Here is a 16,142-nt window from a genome sequence, read left to right as displayed (position 1 = left end):
CTCGAAAGGATCCATCAGCCGGGCGCGCCCGTGCCGTCCTGCAGTCCTCCCGAAGGTGAGTTCGGGACGCCCATTTCGGACGGGTGACGGTGCGTGATCTTCGCGAACGAGGAGCTGACAAGGCTGTCAATCTCGTCGCGCCAGGGGTTGCCGGGAGCGACGGAGTCCAGTAGGTACGCGATGATGCAGATGGTGCCGTGGATGCGCTCGACCTGAGTCTGGTCCTCGGGCAGTCCGTCGAAGACCGCGAGGTGTCGAATTCGTTGTGACGCACCGATTGGTGGCAGCTGACGGTTCCACAGCCGCCCGTGGTGAGCGCAGATGTTCCGCACGACTGTGAGGTGTTCGAGCCAGTTGGCCAGTGGGGGATGCTTGGCCCACTTCTGCCGCGCGGCCTTCGAAGAATCCGGATCGACTGTGACCCGGAACCAGTCGGCGATGGTCTTCTGGTCTGCGGCACGCATTCCGGCGTACAGCTTGGACAGGTCGGAGAAGTCGAGGAGGTCGGTGAGCACCCAGATCGGGATCTGCCCGCCGTAGGTGCCGTAGTGGTGATCGACGAACTCGTCGCGGCCACGTGCCCGCCCGATTCGGCTCGTGACGGTTTTCCACCAGGCGGCGTGGTCGAACGTCGGCCGGAATTTGTCGGCGTCCGTGTGTGCCATGGGGCTGATCTCGCCGAGCAGGTAGCCGATACGGCTGCGGGCGGCGACCTCGATTTGCTCGATACCGCTGAGAACGTGCGATTTGAGGTGGCGGTCGAAGGTGTACAGGTCTGTGATCTCGGTGAAGCTTGTGCCGGTGGTGAACTCGCTCAGTCGACGAGTCTCACCACTCGGGTCGGGTCGACGGTACGGGTACCAATATCCGCTGAGCCGGTAGTAGCCGACCGCCGCGAGCTGGTGCTCCGCCGTACGACGGTTGGCGACCTCCATACCGCGGCTGCGGAGCAACGCGATCTGTGCTTCGAGTGACAGCCACGGCTTAAGAGGGCGGGTCATGGCACCGGACCTTACCGAAAGAGATCCGGCCCGCTCCCAGGAATCCTGGTGCGGGCCGAACTATTGTCTCTACTTTAGCGCGTTCGGGATCGGTTCGGCAATCGGTACGGCACATGGGCCCACCGCCGAGGCGAGCATGCGCCTTTACACGGGATCAGTCGCGACGATCTGGAGGTGCGAGCCGTTTTGATTGCCGAGACTGCTGTGGCTTCTGGTTCGCGGTGGGACTGGAATCCCGGGTGTAGGACGCTGGGACTCACGTGTCGAGGATGAAGTCGTTCAGGCGCCGGACTGCCGGTGCCACCGTCGCGGTGCCACGAGCCAGGGCGATCGCGCGGCGGTGCTCGCCCGCCAGCGGCACCTCCACCACGTCCGACGGTGCGCGGTCGTCGTGCGGGAGCAGAGCCACGCCCAGGCCGCGCGCCACGAGCTCGCGGATCGTCGCGAACTCGGTGACCTCGACCGCGATGTCGGGTGTGAAACCGGCCGCGGCGCACCACTGCTCGGTGGCGGACCGCAGGTGGTAGCTCGCGGGGTTGGCGATGAAGGTCTCGGCGTGCAGCCGCGCGAGGGGGATCCGTTGCGCGTGCGCCAGGCGGTGGTCGCGCGGTAGCGCCACCAGGATCTCCTGCGATCCGATGATCGTGCGCGGCAGCCGGTCCGGGGGAGGGATCGTCACGGCCAGATCGAGCGACCCCGTCTCGAGATCGCGCACGAGCTCGGAGCCGTGGGCCTGCTTGAGCGTGACGGTGATCCCCGGATGCGCCCGTCGGAACGCGGCCAGCAGATCGGGGAGGAGCCCGGTGCCCATGGTCAGGGGGAACCCGAATCGGACGGTGCCGTGCTCGCCGTCGGTCGCGCCGACCGCCGCGTCGATCGCGATCTCCAATTCGCGCAGTGGATCCCGGACCCGTCGCGCGAGCTCCTCCCCGGCCGTGGTCAGTCGTACCGTGCGCCCGGCGTGGATCAGCAGCGGCAGCTTCAGGTCGTTCTCCAGGGCGTGGATCCGCCGGCTCATCGAGGACTGCGGAATCCCGAGCGCGGCCGCGGCGCGGGTCATGTGCCCGTCGTGCGCCGCGAGCTCGGCGAGCGCCTGCAGTTGCGGGGCGAACAGGCTCAGCCAACGTTCCATATTCGGATCATATCGCCGCGATACTTCATTGGACGGATTGATGGCGCCGGATCGATGCTGGAGCGGTACCCGATCACCGACCCGATCACCGCGGTACCGCCCACCGTCTTCAGGAGGATCCGATGGCCACCCACTCCACCCGGGGATTCGACGCCGATGTCGTGCTGATCGGCGGCGGCATCATGTCCGCCACGCTCGGCGCGATGCTCATCGAGCGCAGGCCCGACCTGCGGATCGTGGTGCTCGAGCGCGCCGACGCTCTCGCCACGGAGAGCAGCGGCCCGTGGAACAACGCGGGCACCGGGCACACCGGCTTCTGCGAGCTCAACTACATGCCCGATCCCACGGACGGCGCGAAGCCGATCGCCATGGCCGAGCAGTTCGGCCGGACCCGTGCCTGGTGGGACGGGCTCGTCGCGAGCGGCCGACTCGACGGCGAGTTCCTGCACCCGACGCCGCACCTCGACCTCGTGTTCGGCGAGCGCGACATGTCCTACCTGCGGCAACGGTACGAGACCCTGCGCACCCACCCGGCGTTCGCCGCGATGGAGTACACGGAGAACCCGGAGACGATCCGGCAGTGGGCGCCCCAGGTGATGGAGGGCCGCGGCTCCGACTCGATGTGGGGACGCATCGCCGCCACCCGGCACCCCGGCGGCACCGACGTCGACTTCGGCGCCCTGACCCGCGGGCTCACCACGATCATCACCGATGCGGGCGGCGAGGTCCGGTTCGGGCACGAGGTGACGCGGCTGCGCCGCACCCTCGCGGGCTGGACGGTCCGCGGCCGCGGCCCCGGCGGCCGCTTCGAGATCCGTACCCGCCGCGTCTTCGTGGGCGCCGGCGGCAAGGCGCTGCGGCTCCTGCAGAGCGCGCGGATCCCGGAGGTGCGCGGCTACGCCGTGCTTCCGGTCGGGGCGGCGTTCCTGCGCTGCTCGGATCCCGATGTCGCCCGCCGCCTCGACGGCAAGGTGTACGGGCAGGCCGCGATCGGTGCGCCGCCCATGTCCGTCCCGCACCTGGACCGCCGGTACGTCGACGGTGCCGACCACCTCATGTTCGGCCCGTACGCCACCTTCAGCACGAAGCTGCTCAAGCGGGGGAGCCTCGTCGATTTCTTCACCACGCTGCGGCCCGGCAACCTGCACGTGATCGCCGCGGCGATGGCCCAGAACCTCTCGCTGGTGCGGTACCTGGTCGCCGAGCTGGCCGCCGGGAAGCGGAAGAAGTTCGCCCAGCTCCAGCGCTACTATCCGGACGCCGACCCGGCGCAGTGGGAGCTCATCGCCGCTGGACAGCGCGCTCAGCTCGTCACCCCGGACCGCCGGCGCGTCGGCGTACTCCAGCAGGGAACCGAGCTGGTGACCGCCGCCGACGGGACCATCGCCGGCCTCCTCGGCGCGTCGCCGGGCGCGAGTACCGCGGTCCCGATCATGCAGGACCTGCTCGCGCACTGGGGATTCGACGAGGTTCAGGAGGTCGCGGCCGCGAGCGGACTGGCCGCGAACGCCGCCCGCACCGACGCCGGGACCTCCCCGTCGGCTCCCGGCGAGGGCTCGATCGCGGTGTAGCCGGTGCGGACCGGCAGCACGCCCGACCAGCCGCCCCCGCTCGCGGACGCACCGCCGGTCCGGCGTTTGACGATCCAGTTGTCCGCCGTGATCGGCAGGGTCAGGACCAGCGTCGCGGCGAGTTCCTTGCGAGTGTTGGCCCGCAGCTCCGCGCTCCGTCCGGGGAGCAGCCCGTCGACGAACCGGTTCAGAAGCTCTGTGGCGTCGACGGATTCGGTCGTGAGATTCCCGCGGACCACCGCGGACCGGTAGTTCATCGAGTGATCGAAGGCGGTGTCGGCCACGACGAGCCCGTCGAGGTGCGTCACGGTCAGCGTGGCCGGGGCGCCCGCCGCGACCAGGCGCAGCGCGCCCGCGCCCGTCGAGCCGTGCAGGACGATGCGGTCGTCCACGCGGACATACGCGAGGGGGACCGACCAGGGCAGTCCGTCGACCACCGTCGACAGGACCGCGACCAGCCCGTCGTCGAGTACCTCATCGAGGAGGGCGCGGTCGCCGCTGCGGTCCGGGTAGCGGGTGAGTGTGTCCATGGCACTGATCCTGACATCGATACCGGTGTCCTGTCGCTGCCGGTTTCCGTCGAAACCGATTACCAGTATTCTGGGGCGATGCCCCGGCCGCCCGCTCGGATCCCGGACCTCTGGCCGTCGCCGCTGCCGCCGCGCGACGACGGCCGGGGCGCTCCCCAGGCGATCGTCGACCTGATACTCGACGCCCTCGACCGCGCGACGCTGCATCCGGGCGACAGTCTTCCCTCGTCCCGCGCACTGGCCGCACACCTGAGCGTCCCGCGGGGCGTGGTCACCGTCGCCTACGACACCCTCGCGGCGATGGGTGTGGCCCGCACGGTGCCGGGGAGCGGCACGACGATCGCGGACGGGTCGGACGGCCTCGCGCACGCCCTGCTGTCTCCGGGGCCGACGGTGCGCCCGACCCCGCCGCCGGCGCGGCCGGTCATCAGCCTCGAGCCGGGCCTGCCGGATGTCGCGCTCATCGACGAGCGGCGGTGGCGCCGCTCGTGGCGGCACGCGACCCGCCTGATCGCCCCCGCCGACCTCGACGCGCGGATCGCCGAGCTCCGCACGGTGCTCGCGGCGCAGCTGCGCCGGAGCCGGGCCGTGGTGTGCGCACCGTCGGACATCCGCCTGTTCCCCGGGGTGAACCCGGCGCTCCGCACGATCGCCGACTGGTTCGATGCGCCGATCGCGATGGAGGACCCCGGGTACCGGCGGGCGTTCGACGCCTTCCGCGCCACCGGCAGACCGGTCGTGTCCGTCCCCGTCGACGACGAGGGGCTCGTCGTCGACCGGCTCCCCGATCGCCGGTGCCTGGTGTACGTCACGCCGGCGCACCAGTACCCGACGGGCGTGCGGATGTCGATGTCGCGCAGGCTCGCTCTGCTGCGGTGGGCCCGCGCGACGGGCGGCCTCGTGCTGGAGGACGACTACGACGGCGAGTTCTCCTACGACGTGGCCCCGCTGCCGGCGCTGCACCGCCTCGCCCCGGAGTCGGTGGTCTACATCGGCACCGCGTCGAAGGCGCTGAGCCCGCTGCTGCGGATCGCGTGGGCCGTCGTCCCCGAGCGCTGCCGCGACCTCCCTCATACCGGGAACGGATCCGGTGCGGGCGTGGACGGCACCGCGGCGACGATGCTCGCGCATTTCATCTCCTCCGGCGCGTGGGACAACCACATCGCGCGGGCCAGCCGGACCTACGGCGCCCGCCGGGCCGCGGTGCGGCGCGCGCTCGCGGTGCACGTTCCGGACGCGCGAGTGATCGGCGTCGAGGCGGGGCTGCACCTCACCGTCGACCTCGGATCGCCCGCGATGCTCGCCACGGTGCTGGGCAACCTCGCCGATCACGGCTACCGGGCCGGCACCGTCGCTGCGCACGCCCTGCAGGGCCGCGAATCTCCTGATCCGGGCCCCCGCGAGCACGCCGGGCTGCTGCTGTCCTACGCCGTGATCCCCGAGACGCGGGCGGACACCGTCGTGCGGCTCCTCGCCCCGCGGTAGGCAGGCGACGAGGATCGAGCGGCGGCACGGTCAGAAGGGCGGCGGTTCATCGTCGGGCGGCGGGAGCGACGCGGGTGTTGCGCCGGCGAGGGCCGCATCGAGGCGTCGTTCGACGGTGCTGACCGCCTCGGGATGTGCGCGGCGTTCGAGTTCCTCGAGGTTCCGGTCACGGAGCCGCTCACGCCGATCGTGTTCGCGTTGCAGTCGGGTGGGGCCGCCGGGCCCGCGCGGTTTCGACGGTGCCGCCGGTGGATTCGTCCAGGTGATGCGGGTCAGGTCGGGGAACAGGCCGAGGAGCGTGCCCGACGGGTCGACGACGGCCCGCCTGCCGTTCGGCCCCGTCCACAGGATGCGACCGTCGGCGAGGTGCGCGTCGACCCAGATCCCCGCCGTCTTCAATTGGTGGTGCGGCAGACACAGGGGCTGGCCGTTGTCGGCGGTGCTGGCTCCGCCGCGCTCGGGGTCGGCGTGGTCGTACTCGCGCCGGTGATCGATCTGGCAGCGCGATGCCGGCCGCGTGCACATCGGGAACACGCAGCGGGGGAACAGGATGTGGAAGTACCTCATCAGATCCGCCGAGAACCGGTACCCCGCGCTGCCCTGCGCGATCACGAGCGCCCGCGGGTTGAGAGCCCGCGGGTTGAGAGCTCGCGGGCTGAGAGCCCGCGGGGAGCGAGTCGGAGTCGGGCCGGTCGGTACGGCGGCGCGGCGGCAGCGTGACGCGAGCATGATCCCCACCGGGCGACGGCGCACGAGATCGATGCCGGACCACCGGTACGGCGAGCCGGTGGCCCGCTCCCGCGAGGGCTCGGTGGGAGACTGCTCGTCGTCGAGCTCTCGGCCGAAGGGGCGGACCACGGCATCGTCCCGCCGGCTGATCTCGCGTGCGTGCTCCGCCGTGATCGGGCCGTGGCCGATGAGGTACCCGGCGGCGGTATCGGCCGGATCGGCGAGGGTCTTCTCGTTGACCACCACGTGGACGAGGGTGCGGTACCGGACGACGACGCGCGCACCGTCGGAATCCTCCTGGCCCTCACCCGCATGGTGGATCGGGGCGTACCGGCACACGGGGAGGGCGCACCGGCAACCCAGCGTCACGAAGCCGCGGATCAGCATGACGAAGGCGTCGGCGCGCCGCTGCGAGGCCGATCGCGGATCGCAGTCGCACACCGTCGCGGCGACCTCGTCGACCCGGGACTCGAGCTCCCGGATCTCGTGCGCGGTCAGGAGCGCGTACGCCACGGCCATGCCGTCGTCCGCGGGCCGCACGGTGAACGTGCGATCCTCCTCCGCCTGGCGACGGCGCCGCTCCGCGGCCGCGGGGTCGATGTCGTGCACGATCCGGTCCGCCGCCTCGCGCAAGGCGGGTATCGCGGTCAGCCGATCCGCATCGGCCGTGAGCACCGCGGCGAGGCGTTCGTCGAACTCGAGCGCCTGCGCAGCCGACAGCGCCCGGCACCGGTTCAGTGCCTCCTGCCCGCCCCGGGCCGAGATCACGTTCGCCTCGATCAATGCGAAGAGCCGCGGCAGCCGTTCGACGAAGCCGATCGCCTGGTCGATGGCGGTCTCGGCCGCGGTGGGGCCGAGTCGCAGGGCGATCATCACCTCCGCCTTCAGCGCCGAGTACGCCAGCGAGAGTTCTTGTCGCTGTGCGAAGTACCCACCCCCCGACTCGATGTCCGAGGACAGGAACGCCGACTCGCGCTCGCCGTACCGGTCGCGGAACAGGGCGTACGTCGCCGTCATCGTTCGGCAGAAGGCGCGGTTCTCGACCTTCCGCTGCTCATCGAGGACCTTTCCGAGCTCTGCCGAGGGGACCACGGCGCCGACCAACCGCGGAGGCAGGAGAGCCTCCGGGAGGTTCGTCAGCGCGGTCGAGTGATCCATGTCTCAATGATACACGTGTTCGAATCGTGCCGCAATGGTGTTCCGGGACCGGGGGATTGCCGCTGCAAATCCTCGGCGGATCGAGACCGGAGAATCATCGCGTGTGCTTTCCTCCAGATGGGCGTTCTGCCCGAATTCGGTTCCGTGCCTAAGGAGACCCGCTAGCAGGGCGACCGGATCGCCATCGGCGCCGGTGGCAGCTCCGGCGGCGTCGGCGCCACCCTCAAGGACGGCAACCCGCCCACCGTCGAGGCGGTGGGACTGACGGTCGACGGCAACGCCCTCGCGGTCGGCCCGGGCATCGGCGAGGCGACCGTCAAGGTCGACGGTAAGCGCTACACGATCACCGGTACGGCGCAGGGCGGCAGCATGAGCAACCCGATGGCGGGGGTCGTCAAGAAGCCCTTCGAGATCGCAGTCACCTGTAGCTGACACGCGCCTGCGCCACTGCCTCGGCGGGGCTCCCGTGCCACGGCTCGCCGTGGCCGGGGGCCAGCACGCCGGCGTCGAGCGCGGCGATGGCGTCGAGCGTCCGGGCAGTGCGCGGGAGGTCGTGGCTGAAGAACCCGGGCAGGAGCTGCGGCCCCGTCGAACCCGACAGCGGATGGCCGGTCACCAGGGCGTCACCCGTCGCGACGACGCCGCCGGGGAGGAGGAACGCGGTGTGCCCGGAGGTGTGGCCGGCGCAGAGGACCGGCACCGGTGCGCCGGGCAGGTCCAGTGGCGCGCCCGCCGCGGGCACCGGGAACGGTTGCGCGTACGGCATGTCGACGTGGCCGAGCACGCCGACCCGCACCACATCGGCCATCCATCGCAGCGTGCGCGGTCGCCAGGCGATGGGCAACAGGTCGAGGGGCGCCGCCTGTTCGTGCGTCTCGCCGCGGGCGTGCGCGATCTCGTCCGGGTGCGCGAGAACCGGTGTCCCGTAGCGCTCGTGCAGCTTCGCGACGCCACCCACGTGGTCGATGTGGGCGTGCGTCACGAGGATCGCGCGGATCTCCTCGGGGCGCCGGCCGATCGTCGCCAGCTCGGCCTCCACGCGGTCCACGTCGCCCGCCCACCCCGCATCGATCAGCGTGACCTCGGCACCGTCGACCAGAGCGAGGAAGTTGACGTGCGTCCCGGACCCGAACCACACGCCCTTCGCGAGCTCGCGCATCACTGCTCGGCTGCCGCCTGCCCGTCGAAGGTGAGCCACACCGCCGAGTTCGGGCCCAGTACGACCTCGACGGAGGCCTCCCGCCCGTGCCAGGACCGCGCCTGAGCGGTCACGCCGCCCATGTTTCCCGCGCCGGTGCCCTCGTACGCGGCGGAGTCGGTGTTGAGGATCTCGCGCCACGCGCCGGCGAAGGGGACGCCCACGCGGTAGCTCTCGTGCGTCTGCCCGGAGAAGTTGTAGAGGCACAGCACCACGGAACCGTCACTGCCCCAGCGCAGGAAGCTCAGGACGTTGTTCTGCGAGTCGTTCGCGTCCACCCACTCGTAGCCGGACGGGGTGGTGTCCTGGCTCCACAGCGCGGGGTGGGAACGGTAGGCCGCGTTGAGATCCCGGGTGAGCGACTGGATCCCGGCGTGCAGCTCGCCCTCCCAGCCGTCGAGGTTCTCCCAGTCCAGCGAGCGCTCCTCGGACCATTCCCGGACCTGCCCGAACTCCTGGCCCATGAACAGCAGCTGCTTGCCCGGGTGGCCCCACATGTACGCCAGCAGGGCGCGGACGCCGGATGCCTTGGTGTGGGCGTCGCCCGGCATCCGCGTCCACAGTGTGCCCTTGCCGTGCACCACCTCGTCATGACTGATGGGGAGCACGAAGTTCTCGCTCCACGCGTACATCAGGGAGAAGGTGACCTCATGGTGGTGGAAGCTGCGGTGCACCTGATCGCGCCCCAGATAGCCCAGGGTGTCGTGCATCCAGCCCATGTTCCACTTCATGGTGAAGCCGAGGCCGCCGAGGTTCGTCGGTCGGGTGACGCCGGGCCAGCTGGTGGATTCCTCGGCCACCGTGACCACGCCCGGGAACAGCTTGTGGACCGTGGCGTTCATCCCCTGCAGGAACTCCACCGCCTCCAGGTTCTCGCGGCCGCCGTACACGTTCGGCGTCCAGCCGCCCTCGGGCCGGGAGTAGTCGAGGTACAGCATCGACGCCACGGCATCGACGCGCAGACCGTCGACGTGGAACTCGTCGAACCAGTAGAGGGCGTTGGCCACCAGGAAGTTCCGCACCTCGCGGCGACCGAAGTCGAAGACATAGGTGCCCCAGTCCAACTGTTCGCCGCGCTGCGGATCGCCGTGTTCGTACAGCGGCCTGCCGTCGAACCGGGCGAGCGCCCAGGCGTCCTTGGGGAAGTGGGCGGGCACCCAGTCCATGATCACGCCGATGCCCCGGGAGTGCATCGTGTCCACGAACTCGCGGAACTCGTCGGGCGTGCCGAACCGCGAGGTCGGCGCGAAGTACGAGGTGACCTGGTACCCCCAGGACCCGCCGAACGGGTGCTCGGCCACCGGCAGCAGCTCGATGTGCGTGAACCCGGTCTCGGTCACGTAGTCGGCCAGCTCGTGCGCCAGGTCGAGGTAGCTCAGGCCCTGCCGCCACGAACCGAGGTGCACCTCGTAGGTGCTCATCGGCCGGTCGGTGGGGATCTGCTTGGCCCGCTCGGCGATCCACGCGCCGTCGCGCCAGGTGTGCCGGCTCTCCGTGACGATCGATGCGGTGGCCGGGGGCACCTCGGTGCGCCGGGCCATCGGGTCGGCCTTCTCGACGGGGCCGCCGTCGGTGAAGATCCGGAACTTGTACGCGGCGCCGTCGCCGACGCCGGGGACGAAGACCTCCCAGACGCCCGACGAGCCGAGCGTGCGCATCGGGAAGGACTCCCCGGACCAGTACTCGAAGTCGCCGATCACGGTGACACCGCGCGCATTCGGAGCCCATACGGCGAAGGAGGTGCCGCTGACCTCGCCGTCGGGCGTGGTGTAGCTGCGCACGTGGGCCCCGAGCACGTCCCACAGCCGCTCGTGCCGGCCCTCGGAGATCAGGTGTTGATCCAGCTCGCCGATGGTCGGCAGGAAGCGATAGCCGTCCGCCACGATCGTGCTGCCCGTGGGGTAGAGCACCTCGTACCGGTAGTCGGCGAGGTCGGAGATCGGGACCTCGGTGCCCCACAACGCGCCCTGGATCCGGGCCATCGGGAAGTGCTCGCCGCCGATCACCGCGGCCACCGCGGTGGCGCCGGGTTTGAGCGCACGCAGCACCGTGCCGCGCGGCGTCGGATGCGCGCCCAGGATCGCGTGGGGATCGTGATAGGCACCGGACAGCAGGCGTCCGGCGGTATCGGGGTCGACGGCCGCGGCCGACGAGCTCGGGCCGACGGGGTTCTCGGTCATCATGCCTCCCGGTAGGACAGGTCGCGACGGTGCTGCGGGCTCAGCTGGGGCAGTACCAGGATGTGCGCCACATTGCGCCAGGGCTCCAGCCGCACGTAATTGGCCTGGCCCCAGTGGTAGACCTCGCCGGACACCTCGTCGCGCACGGGGAACCGCTCGTGCCAGTCCAGGCCCAGCGCCGGTAGGTCCAGCCACACGTTGCCGGCCTCGGCGCCGAAGGGGTTGAGGTTCACCACCATCAGGACCAGGTCGCCGGTGGTGGCGTCGTGCTTGCTGTAGGCGATCAGCGCGTCGTTGTCGACCGCGTGGAAGTGCAGGTTCCGCAGTTGCTGCAGCGCGGGATGTCGACGCCGGACGTCGTTGAGCCGGGTGATCCACGGCTCCAACGACTCCCCGCGACTCTGCGCCGCCTTGAAGTCGCGCGGGCGCAACTCGTACTTCTCCGAGTCGAGGTACTCCTCGCCGCCCTCCCGCAGCGCCCTGTGCTCGTAGAGCTCGTACCCCGAGTACACGCCCCAACTGGGCGAGAGCGTGGAGGCCAGCGCAGCGCGGATCGCGAACATGCCCGGGCCACCGTGCTGCAGGTGCTCGGGCAGGATGTCCGGGGTGTTCACCCAGTAGTTGGGGCGGCACACGTCGGACATCCTCGCGTGCTCCTTCGCGAACTCCTCGATCTCCCACTTCGCCGTGCGCCAGGTGAAGTAGGTGTAGCTCTGGGTGTAGCCCAGCTTGGCGAGGCCGTACATCCGGGCCGGCCGGGTGAAGGCCTCGGCCAGGAACAGCACGTTCGGGTTGACCTTCTTCACCTCGGCGATGAGCCAGTGCCAGAAGTCCGGCGGCTTCGTGTGCGGGTTGTCCACCCGGAAGATCTCGATGCCGCGCTGCACCCAGAACAGGGTGACGCGCAACAGCTCCCGGTAGATGCCGGTGCGATCCTCGTCGAAGTTGATCGGATAGATGTCCTGGTACTTCTTCGGCGGGTTCTCGGCGTAGGCGATCGTGCCGTCGGGCAGGACCGTGAACCACTCCGGGTGCTCCCGCGCCCACGGGTGATCCGGTGCCGCCTGGAAGGCCAGATCGAGCGCCACCTCCATGCCGAGGTCGCGGGTGCGCTGGGCGAAGTAGTCGAAGTCCTCGAGCGTGCCCAGCGCGGGGTGCACCGCGTCGTGTCCGCCCGCGGCCGAGCCGATGGCCCACGGCACGCCGACGTCGTGCTCGTCCGGCGTGAGGGTGTTGTTGCGCCCCTTGCGGTTCACCTCGCCGATCGGATGGATCGGCGGGAGGTAGACGATGTCGAATCCCATCTCGGCCACCCGCGGCAGGTCCTCGGCGGCGGTGTGGAAGGTGCCGTGCACCGGCTTGCCCTCGTGGTCCCAGCCGCCCGTGGACCGCGGGAACAGCTCGTACCAGGAGCCGAACAGTGCGCGCGCGCGATCCACCCACACTCGGTAGGTCCGCGACTTCGTGATGAGGTCACGCACCGGGTACTGCTGCAGGAGCCGCGTGATATCGGGATGCAGTGCGGCGCCGGTCCGTTCGACCAGGCTGCGGTCGCCGTCGCGCAGGGCCGCGGCGGCGGCGCGGACGGCGGCCCGGTCACCGTCGGGCACGCCGCCCGCGGCGCGCTCGAGGAGGCGGGCGCCGAGCTCGAGGTCGTTCGCGAGTTCCTCCGGGCCCTGGCCCGCGGCGAGTTTCTTCTGCACCGCGCTGCGCCAGGTGGTGGCCGGGTCCGACCACCCCTCGATACGGAGCGACCAGTAGCCCGTGAGGTCCGGCCGGAACAGCGCGTGGAACACGTCGGGCTCGGCGGCCGGCGACATGCGGATGTAGGTGGACGAGCCGTCGGGACCCGTCACGACGACGGACGCCGCCACGGCGTCGTGACCCTCGCGCCACACGGTGGCGGACACCGGCACGACCTCGCCGACGACCGCCTTGCTGGGATATTGCCCGCCCGACACCACGGGTTCGATGTCGTCGATGCCGATGCGCCCTGTCACTGGGTCAACGGTAGTCGACCCGCGGCCCGAGCGCGGGGGATCAGCTGTCCGCGAGGCGCTGCAGCGCTGCCACCGCGACCTCGCGGTCCGCGGTCTCCCAGAAGGGCGGCAGGGAGGCGCGGAGGAAGCCGCCGTAGCGCGCCGTCGCGAGCCGGGAGTCCAGCACGGCGACGACGCCCTTGTCGTCGGTCGAGCGCAGCAGTCGGCCCACGCCCTGCGCCAGCAGCAGCGCGGCGTGGGTGGCCGCGACGGCCATGAAGCCGTTGCCGCCGCGCGACTCGACGGCGCGCTGCCGGGCCGTCAGCAGGGGATCGTCCGGGCGGGGGAAGGGGATCCGGTCGATGAGCACGAGCGACAGCGACGGCCCCGGCACGTCGACGCCCTGCCACAGGCTCAGAGTGCCGAACAGCGAGGTCGCGGGGTCGGCGGCGAAGTCGCGCACCAGCTGGCCGGTGTTGCCCTCGCCCTGGCACAGGATCGGCGTGTCGATCCGCTCGCGCAGCGCCTCGGCGGCGGCCTTCGCGGCGCGGGTGGAGCTGAACAGCCCGAGCGTGCGGCCGCCGGCGGCCGTGATCAGCGTCTCGATCTCGTCGAGGACGGCGGGGTTGGTGCCGTCGCGGCCCGGCGGCGGCAGCTTCGTGGCCACGTAGAGGATGCCCGACCGCGGGTAGTCGAAGGGCGAGCCCACGTCGAGGTGGCTCCACTCGAGGCTCGCGTCGGGCTTGCGCCCCGTGGCCAGCGCGGGGTCGCGGTCCGGTTCCGGGGCGTCACCGCCGCCCGCGCGGGGCAGGCCCCACGACCCGGCGACCGTGTCGAAGGCGCCGCCGACGGCGAGGGTCGCGGAGGTCAGCACCACCGTCGATTCGCCGAACAGGCGGGTGCGCAACAGCCCGCCGACCGACAGCGGCGCCACGTACAGCGTCCGCCGGAAGCCGCCGCCGCGGATCGGGACGTCGGAGGTCCAGACCACGTCGCGGCGCTTCGCCTCGTCGGGCTCGTCGAACGCGGTGAGCACGCGGACCGCGGTGTCGTGCACGTCGTCGAGGGCCGTGAGCGCGGCGCTGCGCGCGGCCGCGGCGTCCGAGTCGAGGTTGGCCCCGCGCGCGGGGCCGACGGCGGTGCGGACGGCCCACGCGGCGTCGCGGACCGCGGCCAGAGCGGGACCGGCACCGTCGGGCAGGCCGAGCCAGCGGCGCGTGCCGGACGCGTCCAACAGCTGGGTGAGCCCCTCGGACGCGGCGACGAGTGCGTCGGCGATCTCCTCCTCGACGAGCTTGCCCGCGCGACGTGCGGCGGCCGCGACCACGCTTCCCGTGAGCTCCGCGGTGGCGACGGAGGTGACCCGGTCCACCAGCTCGTGCGCCTCGTCGACGATGACGGCGTCGTGGTCCGGCAGGACCTTGACCTCGGTCATCGCGTCGATCGCGAGCAGGGCGTGGTTGGTGACCACCACGTCGACCTGGCCCGTCCGCTTGCGCGCTGCTTCGGCGAAGCAGTCCTGGCCGTAGCTGCAGTTGGTGGCGCCCAGGCATTCGCGCGCGCCGACGCTGACCAGGCGCCAGGACTGGTCGCCGACGGCGGGGGTCAGCTCGTCGCGATCGCCGGTCTCGGTGTCGCTGCTCCACTCGCGCAGGCGCTTCATCTCGCGCCCCAGGCGCGAGGCGGCGAACGGATCGAACAGTTCCTCGCTGTCCGGCTCGGAGGCCACCGAGCTGTGCAACTTGTTGAGGCACAGGTAGTTCCCGCGTCCCTTGAGGATCGCGAACTCGGGCTCGCGGCCGAGGTCCTTCTTCAACGCCTTGGCCAGGCGGGGCAGGTCGCGATCGACCAGCTGCTGCTGCAGCGCGATGGTCGCGGTGCTCACCACGACCGTCTTGCCGGAGGTGACCGCGTGCCGGATCGAGGGCACGAGATAGGCCAGCGACTTGCCGGTGCCGGTCCCGGCCTGCACCGCGAGGTGCTCGCCGGTGTCGAGGGAGTGGGCCACGGCGGCGGCCATCCGCACCTGCCCGTCGCGCTTGCTGCCGCCGAGTGCGGTGACCGCGATGTCCAGCAGTTTGGGCACGATCGGCGGTTCGGTCACCCGAAGAGCCTACGCGAGGTGCTCCAGGAGGGTGCGGGTCATCGCGTCCGCCGCCGCCGACGGTGCCGCCCGCGTCGCGAGGGACAGGTTGGTCCGGGCGGACCGGGCGATCGGCACCGTCGACAAGCCAGGGCGCCCGCCCGCCATCGAGTCCGTGAGCACCGCGACACCGGCGCCGCGCTCGGCGAGCGCGAGGAGCGCCTCGGGGGAGTGGGCCTGGACGGCGGGCTCGACAAGGGCGCGCTCGGCGGCGCACGTGAGGTCGAGCGCGGTGCGCACGCCCGTGCCGGGCGGCAGGCACAGGACGGTGCGCGTGGCGAGGTCGGCGCAGGTCACCCGGTCTCGGCCGGCCCACTCGTGGTCGTCGGGGACGACGGCCGTCAGGGGCTCGCGGATCAGCCGGTGCGCCGTGATCTCGGTCGGGAGCGGCCCGGCGTGCGCGACGAGGGCGACGTCGAGGGCGTTCGTGCCGAGGCCCGCGATGAGCTCGTCCGAGTTGCCCTCCGCGACCTCGACGGTCACCGTCGGATGCTCTGCGCGGAACGCGGCGAAGCCGGCGAGGTAGCCGGGGATCGTGCAGCCGATGACGGTGCCCAGGCGCACGTGACCGCGGACGAGGCCCGCGAGTTCGTCCGCGACCGTGCCGATCGTTGCGACCGCGGCGAGCGCGGCCCGGGCGTACGGGAGGAGCTCCGTGCCCTCGGGCGTCAGCCCGACGGTGCGCGTGCCCCGGTCGAGGAGGCGATGGCCGAGCTCGCGCTCGAGCTTGGCGACCTGCGCGGACACTCCAGACTGGGCGACGTGCAGCGCGTCGGCGGCCGCGGTGAAGGAGCCGTGGTCGGCGACGGCGACGAGGTAGCGGAGCTGGTGCAGTTCCATCATCAATGATGATAGTTCGGATCAGATTCAGCTGTTGGACTTCTTGATCTCGGGTCTACAGGGTGGAGTCATGACACTTCCTGAGTCAACCTCAGGCCGCGGATTGCATGATTCTGGCGGCTCCGTGGAGGGTGGGGTCGTAGGGCGTGCGGGTCTGCCAGCAGCGGTAGATCACTCGGGTCCAGGCGCGGGCGAG

At 71.2% G+C, this 16,142-nt stretch carries 12 protein-coding genes; 3 read left to right on the top strand and 9 right to left on the bottom strand.

Features of this window, described 5'->3' with window-relative positions:
• Positions 1–14: 14 nt before the first annotated feature.
• The gene (locus tag HF999_RS20020) at positions 15–1,001 is read right to left on the bottom strand and encodes an Abi family protein (protein ID WP_168547573.1); all 987 of its coding nucleotides are present in this window, start codon (positions 999–1,001) and stop codon (positions 15–17) included.
• Positions 1,002–1,257: 256 nt separating this feature from the next.
• Positions 1,258–2,133: a LysR family transcriptional regulator gene (locus HF999_RS20015; protein ID WP_168547572.1), complete on the bottom strand. Its 876-nt coding sequence runs from the start codon at positions 2,131–2,133 to the stop codon at positions 1,258–1,260.
• Positions 2,134–2,255: 122 nt separating this feature from the next.
• On the opposite strand from HF999_RS20015, the gene HF999_RS20010 reads away from it, so the two are divergent.
• The gene (locus HF999_RS20010) at positions 2,256–3,704 is read left to right on the top strand and encodes a malate:quinone oxidoreductase (RefSeq protein WP_168547571.1); all 1,449 of its coding nucleotides are present in this window, start codon (positions 2,256–2,258) and stop codon (positions 3,702–3,704) included.
• On the opposite strand, the gene HF999_RS20005 is transcribed toward HF999_RS20010, so the two are convergent.
• On the bottom strand, positions 3,605–4,234 hold the full coding sequence (locus HF999_RS20005) for a pyridoxamine 5'-phosphate oxidase family protein (RefSeq protein WP_168547570.1): 630 nt from the start codon (positions 4,232–4,234) through the stop codon (positions 3,605–3,607). The genes HF999_RS20010 and HF999_RS20005 overlap by 100 nt on opposite strands.
• 78 nt (positions 4,235–4,312) lie before the next feature.
• Here HF999_RS20005 and HF999_RS20000 point away from each other — a divergent pair, with 78 nt between their 5' ends.
• A complete protein-coding gene (locus tag HF999_RS20000) occupies positions 4,313–5,719 on the top strand; it encodes an aminotransferase-like domain-containing protein (RefSeq protein ID WP_168547569.1) in 1,407 nt (468 codons plus the stop codon).
• A 30-nt stretch (positions 5,720–5,749) separates the two neighbouring features.
• On the opposite strand, the gene HF999_RS19995 is transcribed toward HF999_RS20000, so the two are convergent.
• Positions 5,750–7,606: an HNH endonuclease signature motif containing protein gene (locus tag HF999_RS19995; protein ID WP_168547568.1), complete on the bottom strand. Its 1,857-nt coding sequence runs from the start codon at positions 7,604–7,606 to the stop codon at positions 5,750–5,752.
• Between the two features lie 177 nt (positions 7,607–7,783).
• On the opposite strand from HF999_RS19995, the gene HF999_RS19990 reads away from it, so the two are divergent.
• Positions 7,784–8,038 (top strand): lipoprotein LpqH, encoded by a 255-nt coding sequence (locus tag HF999_RS19990; protein WP_168547583.1) that lies wholly within the window; start codon positions 7,784–7,786, stop codon positions 8,036–8,038.
• Here HF999_RS19990 and HF999_RS19985 read toward each other — a convergent pair.
• Genes HF999_RS19985 through HF999_RS19965 form a run of 5 tightly spaced genes read right to left on the bottom strand, consistent with a single transcriptional unit; the run spans position 8,025 to position 15,946 of the window.
• On the bottom strand, positions 8,025–8,765 hold the full coding sequence (locus HF999_RS19985) for an MBL fold metallo-hydrolase (RefSeq protein ID WP_168547567.1): 741 nt from the start codon (positions 8,763–8,765) through the stop codon (positions 8,025–8,027). The two genes, HF999_RS19990 and HF999_RS19985, sit on opposite strands and share 14 nt — an antisense overlap.
• Positions 8,765–10,984: a 1,4-alpha-glucan branching protein GlgB gene (gene glgB / locus HF999_RS19980; protein ID WP_210733998.1), complete on the bottom strand. Its 2,220-nt coding sequence runs from the start codon at positions 10,982–10,984 to the stop codon at positions 8,765–8,767. Before glgB ends, HF999_RS19985 begins: the two co-directional genes overlap by 1 nt.
• Complete coding sequence (locus tag HF999_RS19975; RefSeq protein WP_168547566.1) at positions 10,984–12,984, bottom strand: alpha-1,4-glucan--maltose-1-phosphate maltosyltransferase; 2,001 nt, start codon at positions 12,982–12,984, stop codon at positions 10,984–10,986. The genes glgB and HF999_RS19975 overlap by 1 nt, the downstream gene beginning before the upstream one ends.
• A 40-nt stretch (positions 12,985–13,024) precedes the next feature.
• A complete protein-coding gene (locus HF999_RS19970; RefSeq protein WP_168547565.1) occupies positions 13,025–15,067 on the bottom strand; it encodes an ATP-dependent DNA helicase in 2,043 nt (680 codons plus the stop codon).
• A gap of 9 nt (positions 15,068–15,076) precedes the next feature.
• On the bottom strand, positions 15,077–15,946 hold the full coding sequence (locus HF999_RS19965; protein ID WP_168547564.1) for a LysR family transcriptional regulator: 870 nt from the start codon (positions 15,944–15,946) through the stop codon (positions 15,077–15,079).
• Positions 15,947–16,142 lie beyond the last annotated feature (196 nt).

It is taken from the genome of Tsukamurella spumae (assembly GCF_012396015.1).
In the GTDB taxonomy this organism is placed as follows: Bacteria; Actinomycetota; Actinomycetes; order Mycobacteriales; family Mycobacteriaceae; genus Tsukamurella; species Tsukamurella spumae.
The sequence above is the reverse complement of the archived record's forward strand: the minus strand, read 5'-3'. Positions and strand labels throughout refer to the sequence as shown.

Excerpts from the sequence above, each read along its gene's own strand:
- HF999_RS20020 (WP_168547573.1), bottom strand. The coding sequence starts at position 1,001 with ATGACCCGCCCTCTTAAGCCGTGGCTGTCACTCGAAGCACAGATCGCG.
- HF999_RS20015 (WP_168547572.1), bottom strand. The coding sequence starts at position 2,133 with ATGGAACGTTGGCTGAGCCTGTTCGCCCCGCAACTGCAGGCGCTCGCC.
- HF999_RS20010 (WP_168547571.1), top strand. The coding sequence starts at position 2,256 with ATGGCCACCCACTCCACCCGGGGATTCGACGCCGATGTCGTGCTGATC.
- HF999_RS20005 (WP_168547570.1), bottom strand. The coding sequence starts at position 4,234 with ATGGACACACTCACCCGCTACCCGGACCGCAGCGGCGACCGCGCCCTC.
- HF999_RS20000 (WP_168547569.1), top strand. The coding sequence starts at position 4,313 with ATGCCCCGGCCGCCCGCTCGGATCCCGGACCTCTGGCCGTCGCCGCTG.
- HF999_RS19995 (WP_168547568.1), bottom strand. The coding sequence starts at position 7,606 with ATGGATCACTCGACCGCGCTGACGAACCTCCCGGAGGCTCTCCTGCCT.
- HF999_RS19985 (WP_168547567.1), bottom strand. The coding sequence starts at position 8,765 with ATGCGCGAGCTCGCGAAGGGCGTGTGGTTCGGGTCCGGGACGCACGTC.
- glgB (WP_210733998.1), bottom strand. The coding sequence starts at position 10,984 with ATGACCGAGAACCCCGTCGGCCCGAGCTCGTCGGCCGCGGCCGTCGAC.
- HF999_RS19965 (WP_168547564.1), bottom strand. The coding sequence starts at position 15,946 with ATGGAACTGCACCAGCTCCGCTACCTCGTCGCCGTCGCCGACCACGGC.